Origin of the sequence: Flavobacterium sp. GSB-24 (assembly GCF_027924665.1) — a bacterium.
GTDB lineage: Bacteria > Bacteroidota > Bacteroidia > Flavobacteriales > Flavobacteriaceae > Flavobacterium.
Map to the genome: position 1 here is coordinate 5,016,717 of NZ_AP027043.1, position 17,838 is coordinate 5,034,554.

Genomic DNA, 17,838 nt, shown 5'->3' on the forward strand with positions numbered 1-17,838 from the left:
TAAAAGTAAAATTATCCAGTCACTACAGTACTTAAAAGTTATATTTTAAGATTTAAAAAAATGTATTTTACGTTAAATCTAAAGTTTCGATTGTAGATAAATCAGCATTGAATTTTACAAAAGATGCAGGAAATCCAGCTTTAATTTTTCCGATTTTATCTTGCAGACCAATTGCTGCTGCAACTCTTGAAGCCGCCATTTTTACTGCTTCATCTGCAGAAACTTCAAGATGATTATAGGCATTTTGTACTGCTTCTGCCACTGATATTGAAGCTCCTGCCAGATTGCCATCTTCATTTCTGTAAAAACCATTTTCTAAATGAGCATCAAAATTGTCCCATTTAAAATTGGATACTTTTCGGCCTAAAAACGTTGCGTCGCTGATTAGAAAGAATTTATCTTTTTTTAGTTTATAAGCCACTTTGGCCGCCGCATAATCACAATGTACGCCGTCCAGAATAACGGGAGCATAAACTTCTTCATTTTCAAAAACAGCTCCAACTAAACCTGGTTCGCGATGCCCAAATTGTGTCATGGCATTAAATAAATGCGTTACAAGATTTATTCCTTTAGCAAAATAAGGTTGCGCTTCTTTATGGGTTATGGTCGAATGTCCTATTGAGATTGTGATACCGCTTTCGATCAGCATATTTAACTGTTCTTCTGTAAAACATTCTGGAGCAATTGTAATTACTTTTATTACATCTTTTCCTTTTTCGATAATTTCCCTAAGTTCTTCATTTGTTGGTTTTCGCACATGATCGATACTGTGGGCGCCGCGTCTTAAGGGATTTAAAAATGGCCCTTCTAAATGCATTCCGATAACACCATTATGATGCTTTTTTATGTAATCGCGAACTGCTTCAATTCCTTTTAAGATTGTTTCGTTTGAAGAAGAAATCAAACACGGTAAAACATGTGTTGTGCCGTATTTCAAGCTCGAATCGTAAATATCCTGAATGGTTTCTTCGTTGGGAGTCTGGCTGAAATAATACTTTTCACCGCCATTGATTTGAATATCTATAAAACCAGCTGCGAGATGATTGCCGCCTAAATCAATTTTTTCAATATCACTTGGAATTTCACTTTGCACCGAAATAATAATTCCGTTTTCTATAATAACGACACCATTTTCAATTATTTCTTCACCAGTATGCACAACAGCGTTTACAATTGCTTGTTTCATGTTTAATTTATTTCTTTTAATTTTAATTCAGAAATGAAAAGAGAAAGGTCGTATTATTTCTCTAAATAAAAAAGCTTCAGAAAAAATCTGAAGCTTTTTTGAATTTAAATTCTGAAAATTAATATACTACAGTCATTGCAAACTGCATATTTGATTTGTTTTAATCTGGATTTGCCAATATTTTGTACAACTCGGCATTAGAAAGATAAAACTGATTTTCTAAACTAATTTGAGATAATTTGGCACTTACTAGATTATTTTCTCTAGAATTAATTAAGAAAATGGAACTTTCTCCAAATGAAAACAGTTTCTCTTCTGAATTCAGCATTGTCATATAATCGTTAACAAGATTATCAATTACAGTTTTCTGTCTTCTTAAAGAAGCGATTTCTGTCTGCTGTGCTTTTATTTTATTTTTAAGTTCCAATCGCTGCTGCCCAATGTCGAACTGCAGATCCTGAATTTTAATTTTAGCCATTTTTAAATTCCCTCTTTCTTTTCTTAAGAAAATAGGAAAACTAAAATCGATATTAAATTTATAATCATCGGCATTAAAAGTATTCCAGTATTGAGGTTCTGAAATATAATTGTAACCAACATTTACTTTAGGAAGCAGTGAATTTGCCTTTAACTGCCTGTTCACTTCCAAAATAGACATTTTAGTTTCTAAAGATTGTATTTTCGGATGCGAATCCAGCGATTCAACATCGACCATCATGGCATCTGTTCTTAAAGTTTCTTCAATCGTCTGACCTAAATTCTGCTCTGGTTTTACAAAATCTCCTAATTCAACCGGGACATTTTCAATCCACAAATAATTAGCCAGATTAAGTCTTGCTTTAGCTAGTTTCAGATTTGCATTTTCAACATTCAATTCTCTGTTTCGCACAGTAATTCGAGCTTCAACGCTGTCAATTGCAGGCGAATCTCCAGATTCAATTAATTTTTTAACACCAGAAAAACGCGTACTTGCAAAGCCTAAGTAATTTTTATACAATTCGGCTTCATTGTAACTTCTTCTCCAATCGAAATAAGCTTCACTCGCTTTGTACAAAACGGCGATAGCTTTTAGTTTTCTTTCGGCATCACTTAATTTTACCTGAAGTTTTCCTTCTCTCACATCAGCCATTCGCTGATTGATAAACATTCCCTGCCCTAAAGCCACGCTGATTCCGAGCGATGTTAAACCCGCTTCTGGTGTACGATTCTGCGGATTGTAATATTGTCCGTCTGTATCATCAAAACCAGCTTTTACTTCAATTCCGTACCAAGTCGGAATTTTGAAACTGCTGTTTAATATGGAATAATATTCGGTTCCTTTAAATTCTTTCTTATTGTAATCTACTTCAATTTTTGGATCAAAGCCCCCACGCGCCGCCATTAATCTAGCCTGCGCATTGGTTACTTCAAGATTGGCTTGTTTGACGAGCGGATGGTATTTTTTGACATATCCCAAAAACTCGCTGAAACTCAATTCTTCTTCATTAAAGCTTTGACTTTGAAGCGAAGAAAAACTCAGCAGAAATAAGAAAGAAAGCAATTTTACAAGATTTCTCATTTTATTTTTTCTCCTTTCCTTTTTCTTCTTTATCACCAGAATTATAATAGTTTGGCGGGAAACCATTCAAGTTTCGCCAAATTTCATACCCTACAGAAACCGTTTCGAGCAAAGCAATACTTTGTGCTCCGGCACCAATACTTAATTCTTTTGGCCAGTGACGATCTTCTCCATCTGGCGAAACCAAAATTCTATATTTCCCATTTGGACTAATAAAGTTTTCTATCGCAACGACTTTACCTCCATAAGTTCCGTATGATAATCCTGGCCATCCAGAAAATACGATTCTAGGCCATCCGTCAAACCAGACACGAACTTTTGCACCGCGGTGAACAAGCGGTAAATCGATAGGATCTACGTAAGTTTCTACAGCAATATCATATTTAGACGGCATAATGCTTACAACTGGAGTTCCTTCTTTAATAGTTTCTCCAAGACCAGCCAGCAAAGCACGATTGACATAACCGCTCTGAGGAGCTGTAATGTAATATAAACCGTTTCTCAATTTATAATTGGTGTATTGATTTTCCAGCTTATTTACCTGAGCTTCTGTGTCGTACTGTGTACTTAATGCTGTAAATTTATCACTTCTTGATTTTGATATTTTTTCAGCATATTCGGCCGTAATTCTATTGATTTCAACTTTGGCGTTTATCAGTTCGTTTCTGCTGCTCAAAAGTTTATTTTCCTGTGTAATAATATAAGTTTCAGACTCTTGCAGTTTTAATCTTTTCTGCTCAACATCTGTCATTGGTTTTAAACCTTCTTTGTTTAATGCTGTAGAACGATCAAATTGTGTTTTTGCAATTCGCAATTGTGTTCTTACCGCAACAAGATCCATACTGTCACTTTTTATTTTCAACTGTGCCTGACGAATTTTATTCTGCGCCTGCTGCAATTTCAATTGTCTTTCTGTTGTAAGCGACTGTGCCTGAACATCAAGAGAACCTACTTTATCACTATACGATTCTGCAGCCATTTTTTTGGCATCAACTTGTTCTTTGGTATTTGCAACCAAATTTGGATCTAGGTAATCTTCTTTAATCTCTGAAATAAAAAGAATAGTATCTCCTTTTTTTACATAATCTCCTTCTTTCACAAACCATTTTTCAATACGTCCAGCAATAGCATTATGCACGGTCTGCGGTCTTTGATCTGGTTTTAAAGTCGTTACAGAACCGCTTCCAGATATATTCTGTGTCCAAGGCAGAAAAAGACAGCAGATAAGAAAAATCAAGAATCCGATTATGACTTTATTTAAAATTTTATAATGTGGCCTGCGGGCAACGCTTGTAATCGATTTGTATTTGCCCGGCGTTATAAGTACGTTATTATCTTTAGATATATTGAGCATGATTAAAGCTTTATGTCGTTAATAATTTTTCCGTCATCAATCGTGATCATACGGCTGCACTTGCTTTTCCAAATGTCACTTTTAGAAGTTACAATTACAGTCCAGTCGTTTTCATCAGAAAGTAAAAAATCAACAATTTTGTTCGAAGTTAATTCGTCCATTTTATCAACTGGATCTTCTAAGAATAAAATATTCGGTTTCCCGACAATACTTCTGGCCAAAAGAATCTTTTGAACATCTGAAGCAGAAAGTTCGCGCCCGCCTGGATGAATTTGATTCTCGAGTCCGTTCTCAAAAGTTTTAATATACGGTGTCAAACCAACATTATCTAAAGCCCATTTTAAATCATCACTGTTTAATGTTTCGTTTCCGAAAACAATATTCTCGCGTATTGTACCTGCAAAAAGTGTATCACCCTGCAAAAAAGTTCCTGCCTGAGCTCTGTAAGTGTCTTCGTTAAGACGGTTCATATAATTATCGGTAACATACATGGCACCGCTTTCTGGCTCCAAAACTCCGGAGAGAAGTCTTAACAAGGTACTTTTTCCAGCTCCGTTTGTTCCGGTTAGAATAATTTTTTCGCCCTGAGAGATTTTTAAATTAATATTCTTAAGCGATTTTTTGGTATGTTCTGGATAATTATAACTGATGCTTTCGGTTTCTATATTAATTCCTTTTTCTGTTTTATCAGAAGTCTGCGGAATGCATGAAATTTCCATATCCGTAATCTGTCCAATTTTTTCAAGGGAAGTCAAAACATCATAGAAAGATTCTAATCCGAAAATAATTTTCTCAACTGAGTTAATCAACAATACAATTACAATTTCAGCTGCTACGAACTGCCCTATGTTCATTTGGTGGTGAATTACCAGAAAACCACCGATCGACAATAAGGCAGCGGTAACAATTACTTTAAAAATAGTCAGCTGTATATATTGTTTTTTCATTACCTGAAAGTGTTTTTCACGGTAGTTAACATATTGACTCACATAGCCGTCATTTCTGTCTAAAGCGTATTCAAAAGCACCTTTTCTGCGGAAACTTTCTCGATTGCGGGCAATTTCCTGAAGCCATGCTGCTACTTTATATTTAAACTTCGACTCGTTCAAACTGGTTTCCAGACCATCTTTGTATGAAAATTTAAAAATGACGTATAAAATAACAATGAAAAGAAGTCCGATAACCATAAAGAAAGAATGGTAAAGAACCAGTAAAATAATACCCAGACCCACTTGAAGAAATGCTGTACAGAAATCAAGCAGTAATTTTGCCGTTCCTTTCTGCACCGTTAAGGTATCAAAAAAACGATTGGCTTTTTCGGGCGCATATTCAGAATACATTTCTTTAAATTTAATTAAAGGCATTCTGTATGCAAATTCAAATGAAGAACGAACGAAAATTCGCTGTTGCAGGTTTTCGACTATACGAAGCTGTAAGATTGTTAAAACACCACCAAAACCAACTCCAATTGTAACTAAAACTACGAGAACAATCCAAGAAACGCTGAGTTGTCCGCTTTGAATAAAATTAATAATAGCCTGGATTCCCAAAGGCAGTGAAAGGTTTACTAACCCTCCAAAAGCAGCATAGAAGATAATTTGATATACATCGCGCTTATCGAGCTGCAATAAGGTATAAAAACGTTTTAATGGTGTCATGAATGTAAGTATAAATACGAGATTATTACATAGAATAAATATACGGCAAAAACCGTATTCGAGATCAAGATTTTTCTTCCAATCCCTAAAAAACAAGTATTTATGAGTTCACTCGAGGAGGCGGTAAATGTATCTTACCATGAAATCCAAACGAAAACATTGGATTATTGATGTAGTTTTTTCCTTTGGTTTCTATGTGAAAATAAAAATTAGGCATTGATGATTCTATCGAAATCAAATATTCCATTGCTGGAATTCCTTTGGCTAATTTCGCTGTTTTCGTGTCTTTTGTTTCGTAATCATCCAACTCTTCTGGAATTCCGTCACACTTAAAAACTTTCTTTAAAAAGTTACATGCAATACCTTTTACAGTATAAGTTTCGGCATTGTCGCTTATAATTCTGCCAAAACTATTGGAGATATTTAAACTGCTGATTAAAAAATAACCGACTAGTAACACCTGAAGGCATTTGCAAAAAAAGCTATTTTTAATTTTATTCAACATTTTCTAAAAAATAAAAGTTACATCACCAATAAAATCCCTGAAAGACTTTAACCACAAAACAGTTTAATATTTCCTAAGTCTTTTTTGCCTCTAAATTTACTTTTCAGTCTAAAAACCACATTCGATTTTGTTCAAAACCTCAGTGATTTAGAGCAGTCATCCTAATTTTTAGGAGCGCGCAATTTAGCGCCATTTTTTTTGCAGAACATTAAAATAACATTAGAATTTAGCTCTTTTTAAAACTTTAAAAATAAATTAACAGGACATTCCTACACTTAAAGATTATCGAAATTATATAACACCACGCTATAATTCTATAACTCCCAAATAGATAGGAATTCTACTTTTGATAATCGAAAATTTCGATAAAATATAATAAAAGATTAAACAAGTGTTACCGATTAAACAAACCCGATTTATAAACCATTTAATATATAATCAAGAGATGATCTACGCAAAAAATGATTTGACCCGATTTTTAGATGCACAAAATAAACTTTATCTGACTGCTCTTTCTGAGATTAAAAAAGGAAAAAAAGAAACACACTGGATGTGGTTTATTTTTCCGCAGATAAAAGGATTGGGAAAAAGCGCGCTCTCTGATTATTATGCGGTTGCAGATCTTAAAGAAGCAACTGAATTTTTAAATCATCCGATTTTAGCAAAACATTTAATTGAAATCTCAAAATTGCTTTTGACTTTAAAGAAAAAGTCAGCAGAAGGTATTTTGGGAGAACTTGGTGCAAGAAAACTACATTCGTCAATGAGTTTATTTGTTCAGGTAGAAAATGCAGATCCTGTTTTTCAAGAAGTTCTGGATACTTTTTTCTACGGACATTTAGATCAAATGACTTTAAACTTTACTAAAAAAGCCGTTAAACAGCCAGAAGCTGTTCTTTTTTAATACTCTCTTAGGATTCTAAAAAAAGCGGTTATCTCAAAATTGAGATAACCGCTTTTTTACGTTTATATAGCTAACATCATTCCGTAGGAATGTTTCATTGGTAGACAAAATAATGACCCGTCATATTCACGTCCGTAGGACGTTTGAAATTGGTAAATTGTTAAAAAACAATGTCAAAATGAAACGTTCTTATGGAACGATGAATATGCTAACAATAATTTTCTACCGATGAAATGTTCCTACGGAACAAAAAATATAAAAAAAAGACTATCACTTTTAGATAGTCTCTTTCATCAACAATATAATTACAAATTAAAGATAAAAATCTCTTTATGAACTTTTCTCAAAATTAGAAACGCCTTTTTGCAGCCAGTTTAAATATTCTTCAATATTTGGATTGTAGGCTGAAGTTTCATTGAGCTTTTCTCCGTTATGATTTACCAAAACATAAAAAGGCTGTGCATTGGTTTTGTAAGTTATTGTTTGAAATTCACTCCATTTTTGACCAATATATTTTAACTTTTTCCCTGTCAGCTTAGAGGTAATCTGCTCGTTTTGCGTCAATTCTCTCTTGTCGTCAACATATAGCGAAATCAAGACCACATCGCCTTTTAGAATTTTCTGTACTTTTTCGTCAGACCAGACATTGTCTTCCATTTTTCGGCAGTTTACGCAGGCGTGGCCGGTAAAGTCGATCATAACTGGTTTTCCTATTTTTTTGGCGTACTGCATTCCTAAATCGTAATCGGTAAAGGCCATAATGTTATGGGGGCCAAGCTCTGCTCCTTCTGGAAGATTCTGTACTATTTGCGACGAACTTGAATTATTCAATCCATTTGGAATTTCGCTGTAATGCATTGGCGGCGGAAAACCGCTGATCATTTTTAGCGGAGCACCCCAAATTCCGGGAATTAAATAAATGGTAAAAGCCAGGACTACAACACCAAGTCCAAGTCTTCCAACGCTGATATTTGAACTCGGCGTATCATGCGGTAACTGAATTTTTCCGAATAAATAAAAAGCCAGCGTTCCAAAAATGGCAATCCAAATGGCTAAAAAAGCTTCTCTTTCCAGCCAATGCAACTGCAGAACCAAATCGGCGTTTGATAAAAATTTGAACGCTAGAGCCATTTCTAAAAATCCCAAAAACACTTTTACCGAATTTAACCATCCACCAGATTTTGGAAGTGAATTCAGCCAGCCGGGAAAAGCAGCAAATAGTGTAAAGGGTAAAGCCAAAGCCAAAGAAAAACCAAACATTCCCACAAAAGGTGCAATTCCTCCGCGTGAAGCGGCTTCCACCAATAACGTTCCAACAATTGGTCCAGTACACGAAAAGGAAACAATTGCCAAGGCCAAAGCCATAAATAATATCCCCACGATTCCGCCTTTGTCTGCTTGCGTATCAACTTTATTTGCCCATGAATTCGGCAGCATAATTTCGAATGCACCCAAAAATGAAAAGGCAAATACCATTAACAGCACAAAAAAGATCAGATTGAACCAGACATTTGTGGAAAGCGCATTTAATGAATCTGCTCCGAAAACCCAAGTTACAACGGCACCTAGAAAAATATAAATGGCAATAATCGAAATTCCGTAAAAAATGGCTTTTCTAATTCCCTGCGATTTGGTTTTGCTTTGTTTGGTAAAAAAACTGACCGTCATTGGGATCATCGGGAAAACGCAAGGCGTCAGCAATGCAGCAAATCCAGAGAAAAATGATAAAAGAAAAATAGTCCACAAGCTTCTTGATGCTGTTTTGGGCTGGATTTTTTTTACTGCTGCTTTTGGCGTTTCAACTATTTCTTTTGAAACTATTGATGCTTTTTCTTTTAATTCTAAAACCGAAGAATCAACAACAATTGGTTTATTATTTTCTTTTACGGTTGTTTCTATTAAAGTTTTCGCTTTCGCGGAAGGACTAATATTAAATTCTAATTCATCAGAACTTGGCGGCAGACAATTTTCATCATTACAAACCATAAACTCCACTTGAGCTTTGATTTTGAAAGGTTTGGACGAAAGTATTTTAATGCGTTGTGTAAAAGCGGCTTCTTTTTCAAAAAACTTGATCTGCATTTTAAAAACAGGATCATTAATATTTTTTCCTTTTTCTTCTTTTACATTATCAACTAATTGAAAATCTGAAGTTTTGCTAAAACTAAAAGTTGTAGGCAGCGGACCTCCGTCTGCAACTTCCTGACTGTATAAATGCCAGCCCGATTCTATAATGGCTTTTGCCTGCAATTCATATTCAGTATCAGAAATTTTCGCAATACTGGTTTTCCATTTTATTGGGTTATATATCTGAGCTTTTACTAATATGGAAAACAGCAGGAAAAAGCCCAGTAAAAAAATATTCTTTTTCATGGGTAAAAACTTTAGAAAGAGGGTTGAATAGCAAAACAACCCTCTATTAAATCCGCTATTCAAACTAAATTGCTTACTAATTCAAAATAATTGATTGATAGGGAAATACAAATTAAACTCTAGTAATAAAAACTCTTCAGATTATTGTAGTGGTTTGAAAACGATTTCATATGAATCGGCTTTGTATAAAAACGAATTCGCAAAGTCCTGAATATCTTTTGCTGTAATACCTTTTATAATATTTTCGTAATTATTAGGATCATTCATATTCTTGCCATCTATAAAATAACTGTAAAGCAAATAACTGCTATACATATTAAAATTTTTGCTGTCTTCTTTCTCCTTTAAATAGTTTGTTTTTGTTTTTTCTAAATCCTCAGCTACAATATCTCCTTTTTTAATTTTATCAATTTCTTGATAAACAATTGGAAGTAAATGCTCTACTTTATTAGCATCGCAGTCAAAGTTAATTTCTAGACTAGCTTTTGAAATTGGTAATTTGTCAATTCCTGAATCCACACCTGCGCCATAAGTTCCACCTTCTTTTTCACGAAGACTTTCTGTATAACGCAAAGTCAATATATCTCCTAAGAAAGAAGCTAAAATTTTGTTTCGCTGATTATAAGCATAGTCCTTTACAAATGTGATTCGAACAGAACTTTTTGCAGTTTCCATTTTTATGAAAACATCTCTATCAATTTTATTCGACGTCCATTTTGGAATCTCGGTATTAAATTTTTCCTTTCGTTTAATCCCATTTATACTTGCGATGTATTTTTCTAGTAATGGTTTTAAAACTTCTGCTGTAACATCCCCAACAATAAAAAAATCAAAATTTGAAACATCTGCAAAGCGATCCGTATAAATCGCTTTCATTTTATCAAAAGATAAATCATCGATATATTTTTGATCTAATGGACGAATTTTAGGGTTATTTTTTCCGTAAACAATGTTAGACAGACTATCCTGCATCTTAGCATTAATGTCGTTTTCTCTATTTTTTAAAGAGTTTTGAAGTCTCTGCTTTAAAAGTTCGTACATTTTAGTATCAAATCTTGGCTGTACAAAACGCAGATGCACTAGCTGCATCATCGTTTCGATATCTTTAACATTTGCAGAACCCGAAACTGTTTCCTTTACAGAATTTAAACTTACAGATGAATTTGCAATTTTTCCTTTTAAAACCTTTTCTAAATCAACATTAGAAAGTTCACCAACGCCAGACATCATTGCCAGACTTGTAGAACGATATGCTGAAGGCATGTCTTCAGATTTATACATGGATATACCGCCCAAACTTTCTGCTTGCAGGTTTATCTGTTTTTTGTTTTTATCTGCAAACTTATAATGCACTTTTACGCCGTTGCTTAGTACAAAAGTTGTGGCATCGATTGCAGTTTCTTTTTTCTCAGAAACAATTTTTCCTGGATTAATTTTGAGATTTCCTAAAAGTGTTTTTCCTTCAAAAGTATCTACATACGCCTGTAGCGAAGTGTCATTTTCAGCTTTCTCAATAATATCAAAAGCTTTTTCTTGTGCTAAATTTCTCTCCCCTTCTACACCGGTTACTGTTACAACACGATTTTCTTTTGTGTATAATTTAGTGATTTCGTCCTGAAGCGTTTTAGTATCAATATTCTTCAAAATGCTTTTCGTCATTTCAAATTCTGCTTTAGGATCTGCGATAACTTCATGGTTCAAATAATCATCTTTTACCATTCCGATTACTTGTTTGTGCGAAATCTCGTTTAGTTTGTCTAAATAATTCTCATATCTAGAAATCGTTTCTGTAACTGCTCTTTCGATTTCTCCTTTTGAAAAACCAAATTTATAAGCTCGAACCCATTCGTTCATTACTGCTGTTAAAGCTTCGGCTTGTTTATCTGGTTTTGGCGTTATGCTTACTACAAAAACATCGTTCAAACGTGAATATTTTTGATATCCAATTTGCGCTCCTTTAAAAGGACATTCTTGTTTTTGAGCCATTTCGCTCAAACGATTGTTTATAATTCCAAACGCAATGCTTCGCTGTGTAGATTTTTCTAAATCGGCATAAGTTCCACTTGCTTTCTCAGCTTTATGACGAATCATAAAATTGATATTCGATGCTGCAATTTCTTTGTCTAGAGCCAGTTTAAAAGTAGGTTCTGCTTTTTCTGGAATAGCAACTTCAAATCTTTTTTTCGGATTTACGGGTGTTGGAATATCTGCAAAAAGTTTTTTGATTTTTGCCTCAATTTCATCTGCATTAATATCTCCAACAATTGCGATTGCCTGTAAATCCGGACGGTACCAATCTTTATAAAAATCTTTTAAAACCTGGTATTTAAAGTTTTTAACGATTTCCATATCGCCAATCGGCATGCGGTCTGCGTAAAGCGAATTGTTGTAGTAATACGGCGCTAACTGATTGTAAATTCTAGCACGCGCGTTTTGTCTCGTGCGCCATTCTTCGGTAATTACACCGCGCTCGGCATCGATTTCTTCATTCGTCAGCGATAAAAAATTAGACCAATCGTGTAAAACCAATAAACAAGTATCGACTACTCCTCCATCTTTTGACGGAATATTGTCTAAATTGTAAACTGTTTCGTCTGTGCTGGTATACGCATTGATATTTTTGCCGAAAACAGCACCTTGTTTTTGAAGCGTATTCAGGATTCCTTTTCCTTCAAAATTTTTGGTTCCGTTAAAAGCCATATGTTCCAGAAAATGCGCCAAACCTTTCTGCTGGTCGTTTTCTAAAATCGAACCTACATTTTGAATGATGTAATAACTTGCTGTATTTTTATTGACCTCAGTAGGATAAATATAGTACGTCATTCCATTTGGCAGCACTCCTTTTTTTATTTTTTGGTTGACCGCAATTGGATCGTTTGCTTTATAATGCTGCGCTTGCGCGAATGACAAACATCCAACGAAGAGCAGTAAGATCGCTATTTTTTTGCTGTATTTCATAAAGCTGGTTTATTAACTTTTCAATAATTTGTCAAGCTGTTCTCTTAGTTCAGGATTTGAAGGACGAAACGCATCTGCATTGATAATGTTTCCTTTTGGATCAAACAATAAGAATCTCGGAATGGCATTTACCTCGTAATTTTTAGCCACATCTGAACCAAAATCTTTATCTGCCATTAACTGAATTCCTTTTAATTGTTCTTTAATAACGTAATCTTTCCATTTTTGTGCATCTTTTGGTTTATCTAATGAAAGGCTTACAAAAACAATATTTTTTCCGTGATAATCTTCTTCGATTTTTTTCATGTGAGGAATCTCGGCCTTACATGGTCCGCACCAAGTTGCCCATAAATCGATGTAAACAAATTTACCTTTAAAATCTGAAAACGAAACTGGTTTATCGTTAATGTCTTTATACGTAAAATCTAATCCTTTTTGACCAACGTTTTTATGCAATACTTTTTCATATTCTACTAAAAATGTTTTACTTGCATCAGAAATCATAAAGGGCTTTATGCTTGGTGCAATTTTTTCGTATTCTTCAATTTTCATTCTTGAAGTTGCAACTGCATCACGAAGATAAGCATCTTTTAAAGCTGGATCTGTAATGTGAGTAATTGCTTCTGCTAAATCCAGACGTTTTGGCCCTGAACCAGAATTCATTGTTACATAAAAGAAATAATGTGACATTAATGAAACGCCATTTTGCAATTTTAATAAATCTGGATCTGTAAACTTTTTATCGGTCTGCCAAGTTTTGATTACCGCAGGACGATCATCTTTATCTGGAAATGCAGTTCTAGGCATTCTGAAAAAAGTATACGTCAATTCTTCAACATCTGTTGCAACGGCTAATTTTAATAACTTATTAAAGCTAGCATCTTTCGTTTTTATTGAATTCGAAAATTCTTCTGCTTTAGCCATACCTTTATCTATAAAAGGATAAAACTCCACATAAGTTACATTTCCTCCAAGTCTAGCGAAAGGCGCAAATTCGTTGTAAATTTCATTGGCTTTTTGAACCAAGGCATTTTGTCCGATATTTTTCCCGCTTAAAACGTAATTTTCTTTATTGATAACAAGATTGATATCCAATTTAGGTTCTAAATACAAACGAATTAATTGGTTTCTGCTTTTAAATTGTCCGTAATCGACATAATAAAAGCCAGCAGCTGAAACTGGTGTCATAAAGCCAAACTCCCCCAGCGAATTAACTTTTGCGGTAGCTGCAACGACTGGCTTTCCTTCTTCGACATTGTAAAGTGTAACTTCTTTTACTTTACTATCTGGAATCGAAATCGTTCCTTTAATTACTGCATATTCAGATAGGTTTGCAGCAAAACTCATTTGAACCGTAATGAAGGTTAAAATGAAATAAAAAATGTGTTTTTTCATAATAGTATATTTGTTTTTTGATTGATAGATTAAATTGAAATTCGCATCGATTGCTCGTCTTGTTCTATAATAATATCTTTGCTTTCTTTAGTTTCTTTCAGCTTTTTTAGATTTTCTGGTTTTACTAAATCTTTGGCTTCGAAATCGTTTATCTGAGTAACTTTTGCTCCAACTTTTACTTTCTTTAAATCTTCGTTTTGCTGATCTAAAACTCTTTTTACCAAAAGATTCTGCTTTTCATCAAAATCTAAATCGAGTCCGCTCAAATAAAAAGAAGGTGTTTTATTGAAATTTTTATTGGGTTCTAAATACACGGTTTTGTGTAATAAATCGATTGTAAAATTGAAACGTTTTATTAAATCAATTCCCAAAGATCCATCGGCGAAAGCCCAGCTTTTATTGGCTTCGTCATACTCTTGAAGTGCCACGGTTACATTTGAAAAATTGTTTCCGTTAATAGAAATATTCGGAATGGCGCCGCCAACAATTTTAGTTTGTTTTCCTAAACTGTAATTGACAGATGTGTACTCGGTTTTTAAACTTGCTTCGAGATTATTTTTATGATTAAAAGGTCCGTAAGCAATGAGATCATAACCTGCTCCAGTATCAAAAGTGAAACTGCCTTCGACTGTTTTTTTATCTTCAAAAGTCAGATTCATTTTTACTACCGGAAGTCCCGATTTATAATCAAAAACCAACGGCTTTGCTTTTCCCCAATAATTAAAATTTCCGAAGTTGTACAAATCAATAGTCATGGTATCAAAATTGACAGAAGTGATATAATTTCGAAGCAGATTGGCACCAAATAAGCCGTCATAAACGCCGTGCTTTGGAAAAATTACCAATCCTTGATTCTTTAAGACCTGATCTCCTAAATAAATAGTATTATCTGCGGAATACTGAACCTGCTGACTGCCGCCAACAACAGATGCCGATTTACTTTTCGTAACCACAACTCCAGCTTTGTAAGCACTGTCTGGATTTAAAGCCATTCCGTCAGCACCAGTATCAAAAAGCATTAAAAATTCTCGGTCGGCTTTGTTTAATTTGATTTTAATGGCGATTCCGTTTTCGATAATTTGAAACGGAATACTTGCCACTTGTTTTACTGTTGCATGTCGGTCAACTTTATATAAACCATCAAAAAAAGTCACATACAAAATTTTGTTTTCTGAATTGAAAACGATTTGAGACGGTTTCTTTTCTTTTCCTTTAAAATAGAAATCTACCAAAACATAGGTTTCATTTTTCATCTCAACCGTTTTTCCAATCTGAATAGAATCTAAAGCGGGAAAAGCATTAAAAATACCATTCAAATAATATTCGTTTGAAGACGAATCTCCTACACCAACAGTAAACTGTGGTGCCAGAAGATTTTTTATCTCGTTATAACTTTTATTTTGAAAGGCTTTTTCGAAAGTTTCAATAGATTTCTGAATGCTGTTTTGAGCATACATGCTACAGCCAAAAATTAATATTGAAAACAGGAATATCTTTTTCATTTCGGGTTACTTTTGTGCCGTATTCGGTTTCACTACCACTTTTTCTACTCCGAAATCTTTCAATAAAATGCTTGAATATTTTGTAAATTCTTCAGGCGTATAAAGTTCTTTTGAACCGTTTACTAGTTCTGTAAATCCTTTTAGATCATTCTTTTTTTCGTACTCTCTTTTCTTGCGCTGTAAAATTGTAAATACATGACTGTTAACACTCCATTTTCCGTAATCATTCGCTAATTTTTTACTCTTCATAAGAAATTGATCGTCATATTGTTTACCCACTCGTAATCCCGTAACAATTACAAAAGGAATTTCTTCAGCAATATCTTTAGATTTTAAATAAGTATCGACAACTTCAAAAGGCACATTTCTTTTTCCTTCTAAATAGGCTTGTTTGTAAAAATCAGGATAATCTTTTTCTTGGATTTCTGGACTGTACTTTTTAAAGATTCCTTTTTTAGAAGCTTCTTTTGCGTTTTGAAGCAAAGCTGTAAACTGCTCTACGTTTTGAAATCCGCCGGCAATATCAATTACTTTTCCATCTGCATTCATAAATAAAAATGTTGGAAAACCAGTTACGCCGTATTTCATGCATAATTTTTTACCAATTTCTTCTTTTAAAATATCAGACTTGAATGTGACGAAATCGGCATTTAAAACAGTAGCTACTTTTGGATCTGGAAATACTTCTTTGTCCATTTGTGCACACGGCGCACAGCCCGTAAAATACAAATCGACAAAGATTAATTTCTTCTCCGTTTGCGCTTGTTTTTTGGCCTGCGCCCAGCTTTCTTCGGTAGATTGAGCCTGTGCTTTTAAGGCAATAGATGGACAGGCAAGCAGCAAAACTGCGCTTGCGATTCTAATAAATCGTTTCATAAAGTGTGATTGTTAAGAACCGAATGAAGAATGAATTTCATGCTTCATCCGGTTTTTTTTAGTTTAAAATTATCTTCGGCGGTATGCAACATCGACGATTTTGCATAAGCCTTCATATTTGTCAGTTAATACTAAATCGCCGTTTACCGGAGGAACTGTATAAAGCTCTAATGTGCCTGAAGTTCCATAACTGCCCACAATTAATTTTTTGTCAGCATTTTTTGCTAGAGAATTAAAAGCGATATAAGTTATTTCTTCAGCACCTTTATTAATCATCAATTTAGCCGATTGTGTTCCGTTGTCATATTCATACACTTTACCACCAACTGCATAAAATAAATACCCTGAATCTGGGCTTACAGCAAATTTTGTTGCTTTGTCAAATTCTGGCGCATTCAAAATTTCTTTGTAATAACTTTGAATCAAACCTCGAGAAAAACGCAGTAAATAGTATTTTCCTGTTGATCGATTTTTTAGAACAGCAAAATTTTCATAACCATTAAATCCAGAAGTAGTCATGTAGATTAAATCGGAGTTCGTATTATTCCAATCTAAAGTTGATGCAGTTCCAGTGACAGGTGGCATCGCCGAACAATTTCCTTTTGAATAATTAAAACGAACAAAACTGCTAGTCTCATTATTAAAGAAAACCGGCGCTGCACTTGAGCCATTATTAGAAGCTATAAAAGGCGCTGCATAAAAAGTTTTTGTAGCTGTCTCTAATATGTTTTGAGGCAAACCGTATTTTATATTAAAAGCGCGGTAATAATAATATATATCGCCTTTGCTGTAAATAAAATTTTCGCCTCCGGCACCAGGAGTTTCCATAAAATCAACCCCAAAATTGGTAGGAAATGAACCTCCCAAAGTTTCATAAGCCAAATTTTGTGATTGAGTCCACGCAAAAGAATCTGGATCAAGTCTTGCGGTACCATTTTCTGTAGTAGTTACATAAATCCCATAAGCCGAAGTAGTAGAAACGGCGCTTCCAAAACAAGAAACCTCTACAGCTTTGCCAGTTAATTTTAAAGCAGAACCTGAAGCATCTAAAACATCTGTAATAATTCTTGGTTGTGCAACACCTGGCACAATTGAAACCATATCGAGACGTGCTTTATCGTTTACATTTCCTATCACCATCCAGCCTTCATAAATGGCCGAAACTACATTTAGCTTAAAAGGTTCTTGCTGCCAAGTAACGCCTGTAACTTTATCTTTTACAAAATAGTAGATATTATAACTTCCTGGTGCTAACTTTATGACTCCATCCAAATTTTTGGTAGTTGCAAGCAATGTTCGTGATTCTAATAAAAGTTTAGCAGGATTTAGCGCTACCCATTCGTAGCTGTAACGATCTGTACTGTTGACGTCAATTAAAGTTTCATTCAAATCAGGCGTAATTTTAAAATTATCACCCGTATAAACCGTATACGCTTCTTCAATACCAGTCGCGTGTATTTCATTTATTGCACTATAATTGTAATTTCCTTCATCCTCAGCACAGCTATAAGTTAAAACCAGCAACAGCGACAGAAGAAATTGAATCTTTATATTTTTTAACATAATGTT

Annotated in this window: 12 protein-coding genes; 1 reads left to right on the forward strand and 11 read right to left on the reverse strand. The window is 34.2% G+C overall.

Annotated elements, in window-relative coordinates; all coding sequences use genetic code 11:
- Positions 1–67 precede the first annotated feature (67 nt).
- The 5 genes from nagA to QMG60_RS21175 form a co-directional block, all read right to left on the reverse strand.
- Entirely contained in the window at positions 68–1,186 is a 1,119-nt protein-coding gene (gene nagA, locus QMG60_RS21155; protein WP_281866319.1) for an N-acetylglucosamine-6-phosphate deacetylase, read from the reverse strand.
- Between the two features lie 160 nt (positions 1,187–1,346).
- Positions 1,347–2,744, reverse strand: a complete 1,398-nt coding sequence (locus QMG60_RS21160) for a TolC family protein (RefSeq protein WP_281866320.1) — start codon at positions 2,742–2,744, stop codon at positions 1,347–1,349.
- A gap of 1 nt (position 2,745) precedes the next feature.
- The gene (locus tag QMG60_RS21165; RefSeq protein WP_281866321.1) at positions 2,746–4,098 is read right to left on the reverse strand and encodes a biotin/lipoyl-binding protein; all 1,353 of its coding nucleotides are present in this window, start codon (positions 4,096–4,098) and stop codon (positions 2,746–2,748) included.
- A gap of 2 nt (positions 4,099–4,100) precedes the next feature.
- Positions 4,101–5,756, reverse strand: coding sequence for an ATP-binding cassette domain-containing protein (locus tag QMG60_RS21170; RefSeq protein WP_057116744.1), 1,656 nt, complete (start codon positions 5,754–5,756; stop codon positions 4,101–4,103).
- A gap of 100 nt (positions 5,757–5,856) precedes the next feature.
- Entirely contained in the window at positions 5,857–6,216 is a 360-nt protein-coding gene (locus QMG60_RS21175; protein ID WP_281866322.1) for a hypothetical protein, read from the reverse strand.
- Positions 6,217–6,706: 490 nt separating this feature from the next.
- Between QMG60_RS21175 and QMG60_RS21180 the strand changes: the two genes are divergently transcribed.
- Positions 6,707–7,165 (forward strand): DUF1810 domain-containing protein, encoded by a 459-nt coding sequence (locus QMG60_RS21180; protein WP_281866323.1) that lies wholly within the window; start codon positions 6,707–6,709, stop codon positions 7,163–7,165.
- Positions 7,166–7,495: 330 nt separating this feature from the next.
- On the opposite strand, the gene QMG60_RS21185 is transcribed toward QMG60_RS21180, so the two are convergent.
- From QMG60_RS21185 to QMG60_RS21210, 6 genes are all read right to left on the reverse strand, one after another.
- On the reverse strand, positions 7,496–9,538 hold the full coding sequence (locus QMG60_RS21185; protein ID WP_281866324.1) for a thioredoxin family protein: 2,043 nt from the start codon (positions 9,536–9,538) through the stop codon (positions 7,496–7,498).
- Positions 9,539–9,679: 141 nt separating this feature from the next.
- Positions 9,680–12,496, reverse strand: coding sequence for a M16 family metallopeptidase (locus tag QMG60_RS21190; protein ID WP_281866325.1), 2,817 nt, complete (start codon positions 12,494–12,496; stop codon positions 9,680–9,682).
- A 12-nt stretch (positions 12,497–12,508) separates the two neighbouring features.
- Positions 12,509–13,891: a TlpA disulfide reductase family protein gene (locus QMG60_RS21195; protein WP_281866326.1), complete on the reverse strand. Its 1,383-nt coding sequence runs from the start codon at positions 13,889–13,891 to the stop codon at positions 12,509–12,511.
- A gap of 29 nt (positions 13,892–13,920) precedes the next feature.
- A complete protein-coding gene (locus QMG60_RS21200; protein ID WP_281866327.1) occupies positions 13,921–15,393 on the reverse strand; it encodes an aspartyl protease family protein in 1,473 nt (490 codons plus the stop codon).
- Positions 15,394–15,399: 6 nt separating this feature from the next.
- On the reverse strand, positions 15,400–16,269 hold the full coding sequence (locus QMG60_RS21205; RefSeq protein ID WP_281866328.1) for a thioredoxin fold domain-containing protein: 870 nt from the start codon (positions 16,267–16,269) through the stop codon (positions 15,400–15,402).
- A gap of 69 nt (positions 16,270–16,338) precedes the next feature.
- Positions 16,339–17,832: a PKD-like family lipoprotein gene (locus QMG60_RS21210; protein WP_057116752.1), complete on the reverse strand. Its 1,494-nt coding sequence runs from the start codon at positions 17,830–17,832 to the stop codon at positions 16,339–16,341.
- Positions 17,833–17,838: the final 6 nt, after the last annotated feature.

Coding starts and splice junctions, on each gene's coding strand:
- nagA (WP_281866319.1), bottom strand. CDS start 1,186: ATGAAACAAGCAATTGTAAACGCTGTTGTGCATACTGGTGAAGAAATA.
- QMG60_RS21160 (WP_281866320.1), bottom strand. CDS start 2,744: ATGAGAAATCTTGTAAAATTGCTTTCTTTCTTATTTCTGCTGAGTTTT.
- QMG60_RS21165 (WP_281866321.1), bottom strand. CDS start 4,098: ATGCTCAATATATCTAAAGATAATAACGTACTTATAACGCCGGGCAAA.
- QMG60_RS21170 (WP_057116744.1), bottom strand. CDS start 5,756: ATGACACCATTAAAACGTTTTTATACCTTATTGCAGCTCGATAAGCGC.
- QMG60_RS21180 (WP_281866323.1), top strand. CDS start 6,707: ATGATCTACGCAAAAAATGATTTGACCCGATTTTTAGATGCACAAAAT.
- QMG60_RS21185 (WP_281866324.1), bottom strand. CDS start 9,538: ATGAAAAAGAATATTTTTTTACTGGGCTTTTTCCTGCTGTTTTCCATA.
- QMG60_RS21190 (WP_281866325.1), bottom strand. CDS start 12,496: ATGAAATACAGCAAAAAAATAGCGATCTTACTGCTCTTCGTTGGATGT.
- QMG60_RS21195 (WP_281866326.1), bottom strand. CDS start 13,891: ATGAAAAAACACATTTTTTATTTCATTTTAACCTTCATTACGGTTCAA.
- QMG60_RS21200 (WP_281866327.1), bottom strand. CDS start 15,393: ATGAAAAAGATATTCCTGTTTTCAATATTAATTTTTGGCTGTAGCATG.
- QMG60_RS21205 (WP_281866328.1), bottom strand. CDS start 16,269: ATGAAACGATTTATTAGAATCGCAAGCGCAGTTTTGCTGCTTGCCTGT.
- QMG60_RS21210 (WP_057116752.1), bottom strand. CDS start 17,832: ATGTTAAAAAATATAAAGATTCAATTTCTTCTGTCGCTGTTGCTGGTT.